A 19,868-nucleotide genomic window follows, 5' to 3' on the forward strand; every position below is an offset into this window, starting at 1 on the left:
GCTACCACCATAAAGGAGGTAGCCTATGGTGAATTAATTGAATTGTAAAATTTCTGCTCCGTTCATTTCAATGGAAGTACACAGGTCGAAAGCCTTCTGACTTCTCTTTTGTGCTGTACCACCTAGTACGATATTCTTTAGCTTGTCTTCATCGTCTGAAAATTTCTTTACATTTTGATAGTACCCCGTAACGGCATTGTAAGCGCCGAATAACGTGCCTTTGGTTGTATCCAAAAGTTGGGATTCACTTGTCATGGCGTATGCAAAAGCATCTTCTACAATGTTTCTAAATGCAGTAGAAAAGTCGTCTTCAGCTCCTTGCTTAATAAGGTCAAGCGTTTCACTGTTAGGGCATAAAGCCAATTGGATTAGCTTTTTTACTTGTTGATCCGTTACTTTTAACCTTGTCCAGTTATTGAATACCCCTTCCAGTTTGTTGCTCATGGAATTTGCTATACCCATTATTTTATGGGCATTGTCCAGTCGTTCCTTTGCATTTGCGGTATGTTTGATGCGTACCACATTTTGCATATTGTGGATTGCTGCATTGAGTGTATTTTGACAGACAATTCGCACGGGGGTAAATGCTGCTGTTATGCTTCCACTTCCATCGTGGGAAGTAGTAAGGAATATATATTTCTCCGTCACATCATCACCATCACCTACACGGATATAATCGGGCAGTTTTGCGGTAATAAAAATGCGTTCCCCGTTACCTAATGCTCCTGCGGTTTCGTATAGGATACCGTGTTTATCACCCACTATGGAATCAAAAAAACTAAAGGCGTCTCTGTTCTGTATGATATGGTAGTCATTACCGACAATACCCAATACACAATTATTGTCGGTGCGTACATTGGCAAAGTAATTTGGAACCTGAATTTCTTTCATGCCCACCTCTAAGCCGTTTGCGGTTTCTATTAGACCGTTACCGTGTGTTACAAGGGGAGATTTAACTACCTCATAATCCAAACCTGCCTGAATTATTGCTTCTGCACTTGTGGGATAGTTGTCTATAATTTGCCCTAAGCCGTGCCATGCCTTTTGCTTTACGCTAAAAAATGAGTACCGTCCTGTTATTTCGTTGAAATTGATATTGTGTGCCATGATATAGAAATTTTAATGTTTGAAAAATTGATTGGGTTCTTATCTTGTTTAAAATGGGAGGTCTTCCTTCTCTGTGTCCATTGGTTGGTCTGCTGTGTTCTGTACAGGGTCGGCTTTCTTTACTCCTGCAAGCGCTTTAATATTAGAGGTGTGAAAATTTAATTCTGCCTTTGGTTGTCCGTCCGTGGTTAACCATGCTCTTGCGCTTGGGTGTCCTGTCAGCTCCACCAATACGCCTTTGGTTAGGAACTTCATTACTTTCGTAGATTTCCAAAATGAGCAATTGAAATAAGCTGTATTGTTTACCCGTTCTCCCTGTTTGTTCTTGTAGCTCTCGTTTACTGCTACTGAAAAGTTTACCACTTCTTTACCGCCCTTTGTGGTGTTCACTTCGGCGTCTCTTGTTAATCTTCCTGTGATGTTCATGTCATTACGTTTTAAATGCTTAAAAAAATTGTTTACTCCTTTTTTGTCTTTCCTTTTTGGTGGCTCGCTTTGCTTCGCTTCTCATTTTTCCAAAAGAAAAACCGGAAAAAAGAAAGCAAGAATCGGAAGTGTGCAATAGCGCAGACCAAGAAAAAAAATGATTTAATGGGGGTTCCTTTAGGGGGAAACCGTTCATTCATTTTTTTTATTGGTGGCTTTGTGGGTGTGCTGCGCATCTTCATCTTAGCTGCCCTTTTAACCGGTTGCCTGTGGAAAATGCACAAGTGTATCACTTGATTGTAATAAGCCAGGCTTAGGGGCCTGGCACTGAAATTTGGAAAGGAATGGGAAATGTGTAAAGGGATATATCCAATTTTCAGAAAAAAAGCAGCAAAGCTCTTTGTCCGTATTGGTGCAATAGGATAATGTGCTTTGCCTTTCTTTATTGATTTAAAAACCGCCAGGGATGGAAGCGGCATACTCCGATTTATCGGAGATATAGTGGACAGCCTGATCCATGAAGAGGCGGCATAACAGTTACGTTTTTACATCTTTATTAAATTACTTTTTATCGTTATCTTGATATCTAAATGAGGTATTCTTTTATCAACCTTTTTGTTTTTGCGAATAAGTAAATATTTTTAAAAACTAAATTTTGAATTATGCTTGATGAATCTGCACTTGATTGGGAGGAATATGAAAGGATCACAAAATATATTTACCAGTCCCTTGGAGCGAACTATGGTATCAAGGTCATTGGCTACGGCAGGGATAATAATCTGAAAGGATCTTCTGGAGTTAAACATCAAATAGACGTTATGACGGAACAATTTCTAGGTGGGAAGAGATTACTTACCGCTATAGAATGTAAATACTGGAATAGAAAAGTAAATAAGGATGTTATCATGAAGCATTTGGAGATAATGCAGGATTTAGAGATAGAGAATGGTATCATCGTCTGCAAATCTGGGTTTACGAAGGATACAGTTACCTATGCTGAACATAGAGGTATAAAGCTTGTTATTTTACGTGAAGTCGAAGAAGATGAAAATGAACATGGAACGGAAATTGAACTGGGAACAATTGAATTGAAGATTCATAGCACCATCACTCGAGCAAATATTACCAGCATAAATTTTGGCAAAAAAGCTGTTCATTTTGATCCATCAATAGGAGCTGTGTATTATTGGAAACTACATAACGCTTCAGGCAATGAATATCCATTAAAACCTTTATTGTTTGCATATGGGGATAAAGTAAGGCGCCAAAATGAGCCGTTGAAAAACATTACTATAGACTTTCCCATTGATGATGGTTGGCTTATAAATATTGGTGAGGAAGAAATAGAAGTAGAAAAACTTGCTGTCACCGGCTTTCTATTGATTAAAGATAGTAATAATGTAAAATCCTTTACTTTAAGTGACCAGGTATGGATGGTAATGGAAGAGCTGTTTGATGTAAGGAGACTAAGTATGTCAAAAAGTGGTTTAATATGGAACCTACCAAAGAAAACCAATTAAATACAATCTAAAAGAAAATTGGTCAATTTCTTCTGTACCGGTTTAATGGCATTTAACAAATTTTATGCGATCATAAGTTACATTTGTTTAGGATATAAAATTTAATGTTTGGCATTTATTACTGTTGAATAGAATTGATAAAATGATACAAAATATTGAGTTAGGAGATACTGCTTTGGATAGAATAGTAGCAGTAAACGGTCTGGTAAAAAGAGGCATGATAAAGTTTTCAGGTGACAGCCGTTCTAATATTTATGGGTTAATTAATTGTGCATCAGGAAGACGAACGAGGATCAAAAATCGTGTGTTCTTTAAAGATGAAAAAGAGGCTTTAGATGAAGGCTATAGGCCATGTAGTCATTGCCTGAATGAAAAATATAGAAAATGGAAAGAAGCAACTTTAGGAAATTTAAGCTAATAAAATACTAAGGTATAATTATTAAAAAAGTTCTTCTACCTCATCTATTTGAGGGTTGTAGATATCAAAATAAAGACGCTCAATTTTTTGATCTCGATTATTTCTAAGATAATTTTTAATGGCTTTCTCTAATTTCTTAGATTTCGCAAAATGATTGAAGTAGTATTTTGTCGGATATAATCCTAACCAAGAAATTTTAAATTTTTCATAGTCATAGCTTTCAAGATCCTGTAACCAATCATAATAATCTCCAAAACCTTTAAAATTTTTATTTGAAATATCGTTTGGTTGGATATTAAATTTAAAACATAGATTTAGAAACATATCAAACAAGGGGTAATCATTGTCTTGGGGACCATAAAAACTATTCTTGAAGGAATGCTTATTTGGATTTGGAAATGTTGCCTCTATAAATTGCTGCAAGAATTCCGATTCTTTAAAAGGCAACACATTAAAAATAGCAGAATTATAATAATGATCAACCTTAAATTTTTTATGTAACTGAGTTATAATTCTTCTCTTAATCTGGGTTTTTAAAGTGTTATCAACTACTGGATGAAAGTATATTAAGGTATTAAAATATTCAAGTTTATCATTTTTCCCATCAAATGCAAGCTTCATAAGATTCTTGCGTTGCTGTTGTGAGAATATTAAAATCTGATTTCTCAATTTCAATTCAGCAATGAATATACTTAATCGTGTTTCAAGATACATATCTTCTTTTTGAAGGAAAAAGAAAATGAGTTCTTTTAATAGGTCTGTAGAGAGCTGACTTCTCTTACGACCAAAAAAGCTATTAATTTGAGCATAAGAATCCGGGCTCGGTAAAACCGACTTGGATATGCAATCAATTATTTCTCTAGTTATCTTTTCTGCTTGTGAATCGTTCATCTGCAACATAGCAGCGAGAGATAAACAGTTATTAAAAATCTTCGGATATAGGTTGCGCCATAATGATCCATCATCTGAGGTATAAGCTTTGAAAGAATCAATAAATAAATAATGGTTGCCTAATAAATTGGTGATTTTTTCGAAAAATTTTCCTCTAACTCCGTTATAGGGAATTGACTTAAAATGATATTTATTGAAATATCGCCAAATCAATTTATGGTCACCGTCAAAAATCAGTTGATTTATATGATAATCATTAAATTCGGTAATTACGTTACTATTAGTTTCGCGAAGCGCTAAAGCTATGAATAGTCCTTCTGTGAACTCATCCATTAGATTATGGAATTCACTAAAACGATCATAAATTATTCGGTTTCCTGATATAAAAGAGTTCAGTTGAGCAAATCCGGTAAACAATTGATCATAAGAATGGGTGATGAAATTTCCTCCTTCAATGAAGCTTTGGTATTCGTTTCTAAGTTTTGACATTGCAGTTTGAATTTCATATGCATTGTCTGAATAAAAGCGAACATCCTTAATATAATTAAACAGTTTTTGATGATGGCTTCTATTTCGTTCTTTATACACAAACTGATCCAAATTAATTTCCATTAATGCTTTTCCATGCTTGTACGCGTCTCTATCATAATAAGCATACCTGATAAGTTTCCCCAATTTGATCAAATTAAACTGAGTTATCATAAACAAAGTTTTTTTTCTGTCTTTAAATGCTTGCCTTCCAATTTCCTCGAAAGTCTTAGCTGACTTCAAGAAGTCACCGAATGTATAGTGCATATATGCATTAACCATTTGTTCATCAAGTGTTTTATCCTTTACCTCACTAAGTTTTTCCATAGCAAGAGGAATTTCTAACCTGTTGTAGCAGCAAGCTACACAGTTGCAATCACTATGGTTAAAATAGCGGGTAGATACTTCTTTTCTCGATTTATGAGAAACAATGCTATAAATATGATTTTGACTAAATTTGGACAGTATAGTTTTAGCCTTTTCCTGGTAATCTTTTACACCTTTGATATACGAAGAATCCGCAAAATTAATAATCCCATCAGGTTGCACACTAAAAGTATCCAGCATTGCGACAAGATCCTCATTATCAGTGTAAAGCTTGAATTGTTGGTAAAAAGCTGGTTGATCTTCAAAGATTTTAAACGGATAGTATTGAATCAGAAGGTTAATTGGGACGAATTGTACTTCTTCATAGAGATACTCGATAACATTGTATAATTGTTCCAAAAGGGGTTTGTTCCGATCAACTTGAAAATCTGTACCTGCCGTGAGTGAATTTTCGTTTTTTGTTGCGACCTTAAAAAATTGTGACGTTTTAGATGCTTCGACATCTCCTAAAAATTTCAAGAAACTGCCAGGCGTCAACCTATTTTCAGGATCAATGTATAATTGTAAGGACTTTTTATTTTCTATAATAGATTTCTCTAAACGTTCTTCAAGGGTGTAATCGAGTTGAATAGGATGCCAGTATATGGTTTTTGTTGAATTATCACAAACAATAAAAATTAATGCCCATGGCATTTGCTGCTTATAATACTTAATATGTCTATGCTCTAAAGGAAAAGAAATCAACCCTTTGTTTCTGGTATTTTTTAATGTGGTTACTGGCTCGTCCGTTGCTTTGACTTGTAACTTGAACATTTCTACAGTTTCATTGGGCTTGCGAATAAGGTCAACCTGAAAATCTACCCCACGATCTTTTTGATCTTCTTCAGATTTTATAACAATATGTAAATCTGGATATATTTGTCTGATTTCTTCTAGCACATTATTTAGTAATATATTGCCGGATTCCTGAATTTCTTCTGAAGTTCGAGAAACATTACCATGCTTTTTTTTTGCCATTCTTTACTCCTTTATTATTATCAAATTTAATATTTTAATTGATGATAAATCAATCCTTTAATTAAGCTATTTAAATTTATTAAGCAATATTAAAAAGTTGAAAAAAAATAAGCGCAACAATTGCGCTTATTTTTTTCAGGTTGCTATCATTTTTTGAAATCCTTAGTATTGAATATTAATTTGAAGATATTTTTGTTGGAGTAATGTCATGTCTTCACTTATTTTTTTATCAATTATTTTTGCATAATGTTGAGTTTGTTTTAAAGATTTATGTCCTAGCATTCTAGAAACGGTTTCTATTGGAATACCATTAGTCAATGTAACAGTGGTTGCAAATGTATGTCGTGCCATGTGAAAAGTTAGATTTTTTTTGATAGAACACAAATCTGCAATTTCTTTTAAATAAGCATTCATTTTTTGATTCGAGAAGCATGGAAATACTTTTTCATTAAACCGCCCCTCGTTGAATCCATCATATTTACTAATTAAAAATAAAGCTTGGGGAAGAAGTGGAATCTTTGTCAGGTTGTCTGTTTTCTTTCTTGTATAGGAAATCCAGGTTTGTTCGTCAACACCAGTAAAGAATTGTGAAGGGGTTAACCTGAAAACATCTATATAGGCCATACCTGTAAAGCAGGAGAAAATAAAAATATCTCTCACCAGAGAAAGGCGTTCTATAGAAAACTTTTTCTTTAATAAGATTTTCAATTCATCTTCGGTCAGGAATTCACGGATAACATCCTTTTTGACTAGTTTGAATTGACTAAAAGGATCTTTTTTAATCCATCCTAATTTAACACACTGTAACACAATCTTTTTAAAATTTCCAAGATATTTCGAAGCCGTGTTTTGACTACAGTTCCTAACAGTTTTTAGCCAAAAGTCATATTCCTTGATAAATTCATAATCTAGTTTTCTGAGCTCTAAATCCTCTACATTATATTTCCATTTGATGAATTCCCTGGTATGAGAAAGGCTGGTTTCATAACGCTGAATTGTTCCGGTAGCAAAATCTTTGCCCTCCAAACTTTTCATTTTATCATTTTCATTCTTGAATATCTCTAGTATAAATTTTCTATCATCCGTTTTTCCAAACAGTAATTGGAATAAATTTTCTGTAGAAATATCTTCCCCAGATGTAATAAGTTCGCGCTTGACTTCATAGACTTTTGCAACTAAAGCATCCAAGTAATGATTGATTGTTTTACTATCCTCTTTATTGCCAATTGCCCGATTTGCGTTTTGATCCCATCGATCTTTAAACCAAGTTCTTTTCGTGGAGAATTCCTTAGCAATTCCATTAACGGTAATTCTTCCATACAATTTTCGTTTCAATCCATCACTGCTGTCTGTTTTCTTTAAAAAGAACAGCAATCCAAAGCTTTTTTCTAACATAACAAATAATGTTTATGGTTATACAAAGTTCGAATTGATGCACCTTTAATACAAGATGTAAAGCTATTTAACTAGTTGATTTACATTTACTTACGTTATTAAACGTGGCAGTTTTTAAGTCAATAATAAACTGCCACGATTGCGGCGTATTATTATTGAAGATTTTTGAAATTTTTGTTATTTGACTAAAATAAAAATGCCTGTAAATAGTGTATTTACAGGCATTTTGTATTTAAGGAAAATCGTCAGAGCATGAAAAAGGCGATATTCTTTATAGAATATCGCCTTTGAGCGGAGAGAGAGGGATTCGAACCTTATGGGTTAAAACCTCTTCCCGCGCGTATTCTATAGTGCTTAAAACAAAAATGCCACGAATAAGGATTATTCGTGGCATTTATATCATTTAGCGGAAGAGGAGGGATTCGAACCCTCGGTACCGTTTCCAGTACGACAGTTTAGCAAACTGTTCCTTTCGGCCACTCAGGCACTCTTCCTCGTTTTGACATTGCAAACATAAGGCAATTATTTTATTCTGCAAAGTCTATTTTATAAAAAAATAAAAAAAAATCGTAAGGTTTTAGTAAGCGATTGTATGTCAATTTATTGCTTGTCCAATAAATTTCACTTATTTTTTCTTACTGAGATCGTAATCAACCCTGACGTGATAAATACTCTTCAACATCGCCTTGAAAATGTTTGAAGACTCCGTGATTTCCTTCAATGTGATGTTACTATTTGCAAATTGATTCAATTTTAATTTGTGTTCAATGATCTTATCGACAAGTGTATTGATCGACTCTTCTGTATGCTCTTTAAGGGCTCTAGATGCTGCTTCTACGGAATCGGCCATCATGAGTACTGCTGTTTCTTTGGAATAAGGAATTGGCCCTGGATATTGATACAACGATTCGTCAACAAGTTTGTCCGGATTGTTCTTGATAAATAAATTGTAGAAGTAATCGACTTTTGTGGTACCATGATGTGTCTTGATGAAATCGATAATCACATCTGGAAGTTGATTTCTCTTTGCTATTTCAACTCCTTTGATGACATGGGAAATAATAATTTGCGCACTCTGTTCTGGAGATAGCTCATCATGTGGATTCTTTTCTGTTTTTTGATTTTCGATAAAAAACTGTGGATTTGTTATTTTTCCGATATCATGATACAATGCTCCAGCGCGTACGAGTAGGGGATTTCCGCCTATTCTATAAATAGCAGCCTCTGCTAAATTTGCTACTTGAAGCGAATGCTGGAAAGTCCCTGGTGCTTTAAAGGATAGTTCTCTTAGTAGTTTGGAATTACTATTGGTAAGTTCCATGAGCGTTAAATCCGAAACAATGCCAAAGAGTTTTTCAAATGCGTATACCAATGGATATGCCATTAAGGTAATCATGACACTGACAACAAAAGGTATGACGTCCATGATATTGATCGTACTCAGGGATCCATTTCGTGTCAGCAGAAGACCAAAATAGGCAATGAGGTAAGTGGCGAGTATAATCGCAGATGAAATAAAGAATTGCTCTCTCTTGACTAAAGTTTTGATGCTATAGATCGCAACTATACCAGCCATAAATTGTAAAAAAACAAATTCATATGAGTTGGGGACAAATAAAGCGGCTAGCAATACCATCAATAGATGGATATTTAAAGCTACTCGCGAGTCGAATAGAATCCGGATGATAATCGGGACGGAACAAAAGGGGATATAATATAAATTGGGAATCTTAATTTTAATCGCCCACGATAACGCAGCGAGCATCCCGATGATCACAATCATGATAATCGAAAGTAGGCGATTGTTGTAGTAGATATCTTTTCTGAATAGATAGAGAAATACCAATAAGATGGATAATGCCAGAGAAATAATCAAAAACTGCCCTAAGGTAACATAGGTTTGATTACCTGATATTTTACCTTCGTCTTCGTAGATCTTACGAAGTGATTCTAACTTTTGATAGGTTTCATTGCTGATAATCTTATCCTTCTCGGCTATAAGTTCACCTTTTTGTACTACCCCCCGAGTAGAGGAAATATTAGCTAAAGCTGTTTGTTCTAGTCGTTCTGTTTGTTGATCGTTATAGACGTAATTGAGCGTAATGTAGTTTTTTAAGGTTTCCAATAGCCACTTTTTATAGACGATCTTGGACGAATTGTTGAGGACTGAATTTGCATATTCATAGGATGATTCTATGGTGTAACAGTCGGCGGTATTTTTTTGAGTGGCTACTTTGTCTTGGATCAGGGTAAAATTATACTGTTTTGCGGCGGGACTTTTGTCGTCATTTCTATTTTGAAATCGATTATTTAGAGATAAGATACCACGATCGTAAAGATGTCCTAATATGGCATTCCCCACCAATCGATAATCTTGGATTTTTTGAGTTGTTGTATCCAATTTATTGGTTTGCCATTTTTCAGCTAGATCCGTTTCAAACTGATCAATCTGCTCTCTACTGATGGTGGGATTGACATCATAAATAGGTTGAATGGTTTTGAGGATATTTTTTTTATCCTCATTTAATTCTTCTTGTGTTTTAAGAATAGCAAAATTATAGGGGGAAATCAAGTTTTCATGATCCCACACTTTTCCTTTCTGAAATTCGTAACGAAAGCGTGCTTGCTTTGGAAGGAATATACAAATAAGAATAATCGTCGCCAATATTAAACTGATCTTACGAATGAGGTTAAGATTGTTGTCGGATTCGCGATTATATTTAATTTTTAATCTACTCACGGAATTGAATTGTTGTTGGATAATAAAGAATTACTCAAGCAAATGTACTTAAAAATGTCCTATTATTAAGTTCTTTGTCAATAGGAACCAGGGTTATATTTAATTTTTTTGATTTAAATTAGAGGCTTCCGCAAGACTTAATTATCTTTGTAAAAACAAATCAAAGACTCATGTCAAGTAAAAAGCATCTTATTGCACCTTCAGTTTTGGCAGCGGATTTCGCTAAATTATACGATGATATTATAATGGTAAACAATAGTGAGGCCGATTGGTTTCATATTGATATCATGGATGGCGTATTTGTGCCAAATATTTCTTTTGGTTTCCCTGTGATGCAAGCAATTGCAAAGCATGCGACAAAACCATTAGATGTACATCTCATGATTGTAGATCCAGATCGTTATTTACAATTGTGTAAGGATTCGGGAGCTGCGGTAATTACCGTACATTACGAAGCATGTACGCATTTACACCGTACGTTAGCAGCGATTAAAGAGTTGGGTTGTCAAGCAGGGGTTGCCTTAAATCCACATACTCCAGTTTCTTTATTGGCAGATGTTATCGCTGACTTAGATTTGGTATGCTTGATGTCTGTTAATCCTGGTTTTGGAGGGCAGAAATTTATTCAAAATACTTACAGTAAAGTTAAACAATTGCGTGCTATGGCTGCAGGTGTAAATGATGGATTGTTAATCGAAATCGATGGCGGGGTAGGTGTAGCTAATGCAGGAGCATTGCTTCAGGCTGGTGCTGATGTCCTAGTTGCTGGTAGCTCAGTATTTGCAGCGGCTGATCCAACTCAGTCCATAGCAGACTTAAAAGCAGTTGATATTCAGTTGCAAAATATTTAATCAAAATAAAAGGATATAGAAAAGGGGGAAATCAGACATGACTTCCCCCTTTTCTATATTCGTAGCTCAGATCATATTTAATATCAGCGTCAAAATTTATTAATAATACGGAGTACTAATTTTAGAAAATTAAAGTGTAAATGATTGTTTTTTAACTCTTTATTTTACTTTTTTGATGTAAAATAATTCTTGTTTAGAATATTTCCAAATTGAGGGAATAAATATCAATGATAGCTATTAACCACTGATTTTTAGTATTTTTGTGCTCACATTTCAGCATTGATTTTATTGAAAATAGATCTTTAAAATCAATACGGTATGAAGCTCAATGAAGTGTCACGGTATCCACGCATAACCTGATATTTTTTTAGCTTAATGTATTAAACTTGTGGCTGTATTGGAAAACTGCATTGTGTATTTTTTTGAACAGCCTTTAACATATAAAAGATTTATAAACTATGAGTATTTACAACGATTACGTACAAGAGGTTGTAGAACGAAAAGGTCAAGGATTAAATCCTAAACCAATTGATGGAGCAGAATTATTAAGTGAAGTTATTGCTCAAATTAAAGATTTAAATAACGAAAATAGAGCTGATTCTCTAAACTTGTTTATTTACAATACCCTGTCTGGTACAACGAGTGCAGCGGGTGTAAAAGCAATATTTTTAAAAGAAATTATTCTAGGAAAAGAGGTCGTCGCAGAAATTACGCCAACTTTTGCATTTGAGTTATTGTCTCATATGAAAGGTGGTCCTTCTATCGAAGTACTTTTAGACCTAGCATTAGGTGATGATGCGGCTATTGCGAAGCAAGCTGCTGAAGTGCTTAAAACACAAGTTTTCCTTTATGAGGCGGATACGACTCGTTTAAAAAATGCCTATACTAACGGGAATGTCATCGCAAAAGAAATTCTAGAGAGTTATGCTCAAGCTGAATTTTTCACAAAATTGCCTGAATTGCCAGAAGAAATAAAAGTGGTTACTTTTATCGCTGGTGAAGGTGATATTTCTACGGATCTATTATCTCCAGGTAACCAAGCGCACTCGCGCTCGGATCGTGAGCTACATGGTCAATGTATGATCACTCCAGAGGCTCAGCAACAGATTAAAGCTTTACAAGCACAGCATCCAGACGCTAGTGTGATGTTAATTGCTGAAAAAGGTACCATGGGAGTAGGGTCTTCTAGAATGTCAGGTGTAAATAATGTGGCATTATGGACTGGTAAACAAGCTAGCCCTTATATTCCATTTGTTAATATTGCTCCAATTGTAGGGGGTACTAATGGTATTTCTCCAATTTTCTTGACTACAGTAGATGTAACAGGTGGTATTGGAATTGATCTTCAAAACTGGAAGAAAAAAGTCGATGCAAATGGTGAGGTTATTCGTAATGAAAATAATGAGCCCATTTTAGAGCAAGTGTATTCAGTGGCTACAGGTACTGTTCTTACAATCAATACTATAACTGAAAAATTATATCATGGAGATCAAGAGTTAATCGACATTTCTAAATCTCTTACTCCTCAGAAAAGAGAATTTATAAAAGCAGGTGGTTCTTATGCTATTGTATTTGGCAAGAAAATCCAAACATTTGCGGCTGGGGTATTAGGTATTGAAATCCCGAAGGTATTTGCTCCTTCTAAAGAGATTTCTATTGAAAACCAAGGCTTAACTGCAGTCGAGAAAATCTTCAATAAAAATGCTGTAGGTACAACTCCAGGAAAAGTATTACATGCTGGTTCTGATGTTCGTGTTAAAGTGAATATTGTAGGTTCTCAAGATACGACAGGTTTAATGACCGCTCAAGAGTTAGAAGCGATGGCCGCAAAAGTCATTTCTCCAACGGTAGACGGTGCTTATCAATCTGGATGTCACACCGCATCTGTATGGGATAAAAAAGCGCAAGCTAATATTCCTAAATTGATGAAGTTTATGAATGACTTCGGATTGATTACAGCGCGTGATCCAAAAGGGGAATACCATGCTATGACTGATGTTATTCACAAGGTATTAAATGATATTACGATTGATGAATGGGCGATTATCATTGGTGGTGATTCGCATACGCGTATGTCCAAAGGTGTAGCTTTTGGAGCTGATTCGGGAACTGTTGCCTTGGCATTAGCTACTGGTGAAGCCTCCATGCCGATTCCAGAGTCTGTTAAAGTAACATTCAAAGGAAGTATGAAGCAACATATGGATTTCCGTGATGTGGTTCATGCGACACAATCTCAGATGTTACAGCAATTTGGTGGAGAGAATGTATTCCAAGGTAGAATCATCGAGGTTCATATCGGAACACTTCTTGCCGATCAAGCGTTTACATTTACAGATTGGACTGCAGAAATGAAAGCAAAAGCTTCGATCTGTATTTCCCAAGATGAGACGCTAATTCAATCTTTAGAAATTGCTAAGAGCCGTATCCAGATCATGATCGATAAGGGTATGGAAAATAAAAATCAAGTATTACAAGGATTAATCGATAAAGCTAACAAACGTATCGAGGAAATTAAGACAGGTGAAAAACCTGCTTTAACTCCAGATGCAAATGCTAAATATTATGCTGAAGTGGTGATCGATCTTGATATTATTGATGAACCGATGATTGCTGATCCTGATGTCAACAATGTGGACGTCTCAAAACGTTATACGCATGATGCCATTCGAGAGCTTTCTTACTATGGCGGTGACAAAAAAGTTGACTTAGGTTTCGTAGGTTCTTGTATGGTACATAAAGACGATTTAAAAATCGTTTCTCAAATGCTGAAGAACGTAGAGAAACAACTTGGTGTTGTTAAATTTAATGCACCATTGGTTGTAGCTGCACCTACTTACAACATCATTGATGAATTGAAAGCTGAAGGAGATTGGGAATATTTACAGAAATATTCTGGTTTTGAATTCAGTGATATTTTACCAAAAAGTACAGCACGTACAGAGTATGAAAATATCATGTATTTAGAGCGTCCAGGTTGTAACTTGTGTATGGGTAACCAAGAAAAAGCGGCAAAAGGGGATACCGTAATGGCTACTTCTACTCGTCTTTTCCAAGGTCGTGTAGTGGAAGATAGAGATGGTAAAAAAGGTGAATCTTTATTAGCCTCTACTCCAGTGGTTGTGCTTTCTGCTATCTTAGGTAGAATTCCAAACATGCAAGAGTATAAAGCTGCTGTTGAAGGTATCAACTTAACAAAATTTTCGCCTATTTCGACAAAGTAAAAACTAATACTGGAGTTTGAGTAAATAACTTATATAAGTATCATAAAATTAGAAATATATGGCTTTTGATATAGAAATGATTAAAAAGGTATATAGCCGTTATGAGGAGCGTGTAAACGCTGCTCGTAGCTTGGTTAATAAACCTTTAACCCTATCTGAGAAAATTTTATATACTCACTTATGGGATGGAAATGCAACTGAAACATACGATAGAGGTGTATCTTATGTTGATTTTGCTCCAGATCGTGTAGCAATGCAGGATGCGACTGCACAAATGGCATTATTGCAATTTATGCAAGCGGGTCGTCCTCAAGCGGCTGTTCCATCAACAGTACACTGTGATCACTTGATTCAAGCGAAAGAAGGTGCTCAAGTAGATTTGCAAAGAGCGAATACAGAATCAAAAGAAGTTTTTAATTTTTTAGGTTCTGTCGCAAATAAATATGGTATCGGTTTCTGGAAACCAGGAGCGGGTATTATTCACCAAGTCGTTTTAGAAAACTATGCTTTCCCTGGTGGTATGATGATCGGAACAGATTCACATACGGTTAATGCTGGTGGTCTAGGTATGTTGGCTATTGGGGTTGGTGGTGCAGATGCATGTGATGTCATGGCTGGTCTACCTTGGGAACTTAAATTTCCGAAATTGATCGGTGTTAAATTAACAGGTAAATTAAGTGGCTGGACTTCGCCTAAAGATGTGATCTTGAAAGTTGCGGGTATCTTAACTGTAAAAGGTGGTACTGGTGCTGTTGTAGAATATTTCGGTGAGGGTGCTCAATCTATGTCTTGTACGGGTAAAGGTACAATCTGTAATATGGGTGCTGAAATTGGTGCAACGACCTCTACATTTGGATATGATGAGTCGATGGAGCGTTATTTACGTGCTACTGGTCGTGCTGATGTTGCTGATGCGGCAAATGCTGTTAAGGAACACTTAACTGCCGATGCTGAAGTATACGCAAACCCGGAATTATATTTTGATCAACTTATTGAGATTAATTTATCTGAACTCGAGCCTTCATTAAATGGTCCTTTTACACCAGATCTATACACACCAGTTTCACGTATGCGTGAAGAGGCTGCTAAAAATGGTTGGCCTACAAAAGTGGAGTGGGGATTGATCGGTTCATGTACAAACTCTTCTTATGAAGATTTGTCACGTGCTGCTTCTATCGCTAAACAAGCGGTTGATAAAGGTTTAGTAACGAAGGCAGAATTTGGTATCAATCCGGGTTCTGAGCAAGTTCGTTATACTGCTGATCGTGACGGTTTATTGAAAACTTTCGAAGATCTGAATGCAACCATCTTTACAAATGCTTGTGGTCCATGTATTGGTATGTGGGATCGTGTAGGTGCTGAAAAGCAAGAGAAAAATACAATCGTCCACTCATTCAACCGTAACTTTGCAAAACGTGCGGATGGTAACCCGAATACATTTGCTTTCGTAGCTTCTCCTGAGATCGTTGCGGCAATTGCAATTTCGGGTGATTTGGGCTTCAACCCTTTGACAGACACCTTGACAAATGCTCATGGTGAGCAGGTCAAGTTGGATCCTCCTACGGGTGATGAATTGCCTGAAAAAGGGTTTGCAGTAGAGGATGCTGGATATCAAGCTCCTGCTGAAGATGGTTCATCTGTTGTAATTGATGTGAATCCTGATTCTGACCGTCTGCAATTATTAGAGCCTTTCGCTGCTTGGGAAGGTACAGACTTGAAAGGTTTGAAATTATTGATCAAAGCTAAAGGTAAATGTACAACTGACCATATTTCTATGGCTGGTCCTTGGTTGAAATACCGCGGTCATTTGGATAATATCTCTAACAATATGTTGATTGGTGCTGTTAATTACTTTAATGAAAAAACAGACTCCGTTAAAAATCAATTGACTGGTGAATATGGTCCTGTTCCTGCTACTCAACGTGTTTATAAAGTGGCCGGTATCGGATCTATCGTAGTTGGTGATGAAAACTATGGTGAAGGTTCTTCTCGTGAACATGCTGCCATGGAGCCACGTCACTTAGGTGTTCGTGCGGTATTGGTTAAATCTTTTGCTCGTATCCATGAGACTAACTTGAAAAAACAAGGTATGTTGGGGTTGACTTTTGCTAATAAGGAAGATTATGATAAGATTCAAGAGGACGATACAATCGACATCTTAGGATTGACAACATTTACTCCAGGGCAGCCGTTAACTTTGGTACTTCACCATTTGGATGGAACTGAAGATCAAATCTTAGCTAACCATACTTACAACGCTCAACAAATTGAGTGGTTTAAGGAAGGTGGTGCTCTGAACATTATTCGTAAAAATCAGGTAAAATAAAGTTATTATTTTGCTTATATGAATATAACCCGGTACTTTTGTGCCGGGTTTTTTATTGACAAACAATATGAATAAATTTTTATTGGCCTTAAGTGTGCTAACAGTATCTGCTTCTTCTTTATTTGCACAAGATCACAGTAGCGAATTACCTGCAAAACCAATTGCTAAAAGCATATTCAATCCGAAATATTCGCGTACGGAAAGCAACAAAGGTAAGTTTTATTTTCATTGGGGATATAACTTTTCATCATACTCTAAAAGTGATATTCATTTCAAGGGTACGGGATATGACTTTACTTTATTGGATGTAAAAGCATCGGATAGACCGACTAAGTTGTCGATGACCTATATTAACCCTGCTACGATTTCAATTCCTCAATTCAATTTCCATTTTGGGTATTTTATCAAGGATAATTACTCCATTTCGTTAGGTTGGGATCATATGAAATATGTGGTCGATATTCCTCAAACTGTACGGATTAAGGGGCATATCAGCCCTGAAATTTCTGAACCGGGTATTCCAACAGGTGGTATGGCTGGAACGTATAATGGTGAGCAAGTAACTTTAGTAGATTCGGTATTGAAGTTTGAGCATACGGATGGATATAATTTTGCTTCTGTCGCACTAGAAAGACATGATGATATCTGGGTCTCTAGAACTGGAAAATCTTATTTGTCTATGGAAACTGGTGCTGAAGTTGGATTGCTAGTTCCAAGGACTGATGTTCGATTATTTGGAGTAGGAGAGAATAATTTTTGGAATATTGCTGGTTATGGAGCTGCTGCAAAAGTAGGCTTACAATATCATTTTTTAAAGTGGATGTATTTGCAGACGAGTTTCAAATCCGGCTGGACAGATCTTAATAATATTCGTACTACGGGTAGAAACAATATTGATAAGGCAAGTCAATCGATATGGTTCTTTCAGAACTATTGGGTGCTTGGTTTCAAATTTTAAATAAAAAAGCGGATGAACATCCGCTTTTTTATTAAATATCAGAAAGCTGAAAACTCTCTTTCAGCCTTATTCCTTTTTCTGTATGCTGTAAAGTACAACAAGCGTTGACAGCATCATGTTCTAAGAAAAGGATATACTCTTGATCCACAATTTCCTGCCAGTAGTTTTTCCTTTCCTCCATCGTGGTCAGTGGTCTCACATCATAGCCCATGACATAAGGAAGGGGGATATGTCCTACAGAAGGTAATAGATCTGCCATATATAAGATTGTTTTGTCTTTATATTGAATTTGCGGTAACATCATGGATTCTGTATGTCCGTGAGCATACCTGATTTGGATATTTGGACCAAATGGATTGGTCTCTTTTTCAATAAATTTAAGTTGTCCGCTTTCTTGTATGGGTTTTATATTTTCCTCTAAAAAAGATGCTTTTTCTCTTGGATTGGGATGAGTCGCCCAATCCCAATGTTCGGTATTACTCCAGTAATTAGCATGCGTAAATGAAGGCCGTAACTTATCTCCTTGTCGTGCTATTGCTCCACCACAATGATCAAAATGTAAGTGCGTCAAGATGACATCTGTAATATCTTCTCTATTGAAACCATATTTTGCTAATGATTTATCGATGCTATTGTCTCCGTGTATATAGTAGTGTCCAAAAAATTTTTCAGATTGCTTGTCGCCCAATCCTGTATCAACAAGTATTAACTTTGCGCCGTCTTCTATCAACAGTAAACGATTGGTCCAAGTACACATATTATTGGAATCGGCGGGATTTGTTTTATGCCATATGGATTTAGGTACTACACCAAACATAGCTCCACCATCTAATTTGAAGTTTTGAGTTTCAATTGTGTATAACTGCATAACTTTTTCTTTTTATGTATCTCATACGAATATACTAGTTTTGTTTAGCAAAACAGAGTCTTAAAAATAAGATCATAGGTTGATCAATTCTGAATCATAGTTTGATAGATGAGCTGAATACAATCTTTTAAGAATGGATTGAATTCGGTGTATTCGGGTACATGGCAACCATTTGTGATGACTACTATTCCGAATTTTTCTTTAGGATCAAAAAACATCGCACTATAAAGCCCATATGCAGAGCCTGTATGTCCGATCAATGTTTTATGCGGAACTAATTTGTCCGTTTTCATAAGAGCGAGGCCATAACCCTCGTCAGATGTAATCGGGATCTGCATCAGTTTTGAACTGCTCTTTTTGATGATTTGCAGCCCATTAAATCCTTTTCCATAATTCATATGCATACCCATATACTTCGCCAGATCAACGGCTGAAATCTTCATTCCACCAGTAGGAGAGAAAACAGGTGTAGAATGAGCTATTGTATAATTTTTGATTTCCAATGATCTTGAAAGATAAGCATTGGGCTGGGGATTGAATTCTTGTTTATTATTATCATATTCATAGAGCGTCACAAACTTCTGTTTATCTAAGGAGTCTACACAATATCCTGCATACAATTGCAGAGGATCGAGGATATGTTCCTTGATATATAAATCAAATCGCTGTCCCGATAACCGTTCAATAACCGCTCCAATCATATTAAAATTGAGGTTGCAGTATGCATATTTTGTCCCTGGCTCATAGTTGCTATACGAGTTTTTGTATTGATCAGAATGTGTTGGATTGATAACATCCAAGTCAAAGTATCCATTTTTATCATTGATACTTGAGGTATGCGAAAGTATCATCTTTAATGTGATCTTTTTATCTGGAAAATTAGGATTTCGAATTTTGAATCCAATCAGATCACTAAAATCATCATCCAGATGACATTTATTTTGTTCGATCAATTGCATAATAGCCGTTGCGGAAAAGGATTTTGAGATTGATGCTATTCGAAAGATATCATCAGGATGAAGAATTTGATCCTGTTCTACGTTTTTAAGCCCGTAAGACTGAGAAAACAGCATGGTATTATTTTTTACGACAGCAACTGATAGACCAATAGCCTGATATTGTTTCATAATATCGGTGATTTTTTCGTCAAAAGATTGTTGTTGAGCCCAGCTTAATTGGTTGCAATAGCAGACTCCGATAATAAGTATGAATAGGAATTTTTTCATGATTTATGGATTAGTATTGAAAGGTATAAATAATAAATAAATATTGATG

General features: G+C 35.8%; 14 protein-coding genes and 1 tRNA gene. 7 read left to right on the forward strand and 8 right to left on the reverse strand.

Annotation, left to right across the window (positions count from 1 at the left end):
- Positions 1–33 precede the first annotated feature (33 nt).
- Positions 34–1,107: a DUF932 domain-containing protein gene (locus C8N37_RS17145; protein ID WP_108160057.1), complete on the reverse strand. Its 1,074-nt coding sequence runs from the start codon at positions 1,105–1,107 to the stop codon at positions 34–36.
- A 48-nt stretch (positions 1,108–1,155) separates the two neighbouring features.
- On the reverse strand, positions 1,156–1,533 hold the full coding sequence (locus C8N37_RS17150) for a single-stranded DNA-binding protein (RefSeq protein ID WP_108160058.1): 378 nt from the start codon (positions 1,531–1,533) through the stop codon (positions 1,156–1,158).
- Positions 1,534–1,548: 15 nt separating this feature from the next.
- Here C8N37_RS17150 and C8N37_RS17155 point away from each other — a divergent pair, with 15 nt between their 5' ends.
- From C8N37_RS17155 to C8N37_RS17165, 3 genes are all read left to right on the forward strand, one after another.
- Positions 1,549–1,830: a hypothetical protein gene (locus C8N37_RS17155; protein ID WP_108160059.1), complete on the forward strand. Its 282-nt coding sequence runs from the start codon at positions 1,549–1,551 to the stop codon at positions 1,828–1,830.
- Positions 1,831–2,195: 365 nt separating this feature from the next.
- Positions 2,196–3,053, forward strand: a complete 858-nt coding sequence (locus tag C8N37_RS17160; protein ID WP_108160060.1) for a restriction endonuclease — start codon at positions 2,196–2,198, stop codon at positions 3,051–3,053.
- A 142-nt stretch (positions 3,054–3,195) separates the two neighbouring features.
- On the forward strand, positions 3,196–3,471 hold the full coding sequence (locus tag C8N37_RS17165) for an Ada metal-binding domain-containing protein (RefSeq protein WP_108160061.1): 276 nt from the start codon (positions 3,196–3,198) through the stop codon (positions 3,469–3,471).
- Positions 3,472–3,492: 21 nt separating this feature from the next.
- Here C8N37_RS17165 and C8N37_RS17170 read toward each other — a convergent pair whose 3' ends face one another.
- The 4 genes from C8N37_RS17170 to C8N37_RS17185 all read right to left on the reverse strand — a co-directional run bounded on the left by C8N37_RS17170 (position 3,493) and on the right by C8N37_RS17185 (position 10,369).
- Positions 3,493–6,234 (reverse strand): DUF4365 domain-containing protein, encoded by a 2,742-nt coding sequence (locus C8N37_RS17170; RefSeq protein ID WP_108160062.1) that lies wholly within the window; start codon positions 6,232–6,234, stop codon positions 3,493–3,495.
- A gap of 162 nt (positions 6,235–6,396) precedes the next feature.
- Positions 6,397–7,629, reverse strand: coding sequence for a site-specific integrase (locus C8N37_RS17175; protein WP_108160063.1), 1,233 nt, complete (start codon positions 7,627–7,629; stop codon positions 6,397–6,399).
- 407 nt (positions 7,630–8,036) lie between these two features.
- Positions 8,037–8,123: transfer RNA gene (locus C8N37_RS17180), tRNA-Ser, on the reverse strand.
- Between the two features lie 131 nt (positions 8,124–8,254).
- Complete coding sequence (locus C8N37_RS17185; RefSeq protein WP_108160064.1) at positions 8,255–10,369, reverse strand: HD family phosphohydrolase; 2,115 nt, start codon at positions 10,367–10,369, stop codon at positions 8,255–8,257.
- Positions 10,370–10,539: 170 nt separating this feature from the next.
- On the opposite strand from C8N37_RS17185, the gene rpe reads away from it, so the two are divergent.
- The 4 genes from rpe to C8N37_RS17205 all read left to right on the forward strand — a co-directional run bounded on the left by rpe (position 10,540) and on the right by C8N37_RS17205 (position 17,725).
- Positions 10,540–11,220 carry a ribulose-phosphate 3-epimerase gene (rpe, locus tag C8N37_RS17190; RefSeq protein ID WP_108160065.1) on the forward strand — a complete coding sequence of 227 codons (681 nt, stop codon included), beginning with the start codon at positions 10,540–10,542 and terminating at the stop codon, positions 11,218–11,220.
- A 458-nt stretch (positions 11,221–11,678) separates the two neighbouring features.
- A complete protein-coding gene (locus C8N37_RS17195) occupies positions 11,679–14,441 on the forward strand; it encodes a bifunctional aconitate hydratase 2/2-methylisocitrate dehydratase (protein ID WP_108160066.1) in 2,763 nt (920 codons plus the stop codon).
- A gap of 58 nt (positions 14,442–14,499) precedes the next feature.
- Complete coding sequence (locus C8N37_RS17200) at positions 14,500–16,767, forward strand: aconitate hydratase (RefSeq protein WP_108160067.1); 2,268 nt, start codon at positions 14,500–14,502, stop codon at positions 16,765–16,767.
- A gap of 67 nt (positions 16,768–16,834) precedes the next feature.
- On the forward strand, positions 16,835–17,725 hold the full coding sequence (locus C8N37_RS17205; RefSeq protein WP_108160068.1) for a hypothetical protein: 891 nt from the start codon (positions 16,835–16,837) through the stop codon (positions 17,723–17,725).
- Between the two features lie 31 nt (positions 17,726–17,756).
- Here C8N37_RS17205 and C8N37_RS17210 read toward each other — a convergent pair whose 3' ends face one another.
- Positions 17,757–18,593 carry an MBL fold metallo-hydrolase gene (locus C8N37_RS17210; RefSeq protein WP_108160069.1) on the reverse strand — a complete coding sequence of 279 codons (837 nt, stop codon included), beginning with the start codon at positions 18,591–18,593 and terminating at the stop codon, positions 17,757–17,759.
- A gap of 83 nt (positions 18,594–18,676) precedes the next feature.
- Entirely contained in the window at positions 18,677–19,819 is a 1,143-nt protein-coding gene (locus tag C8N37_RS17215; RefSeq protein ID WP_108160070.1) for a serine hydrolase domain-containing protein, read from the reverse strand.
- Positions 19,820–19,868 lie beyond the last annotated feature (49 nt).

This window comes from Sphingobacterium faecium (assembly GCF_003054045.1).
Taxonomy (GTDB): Bacteria; Bacteroidota; Bacteroidia; order Sphingobacteriales; family Sphingobacteriaceae; genus Sphingobacterium; species Sphingobacterium faecium.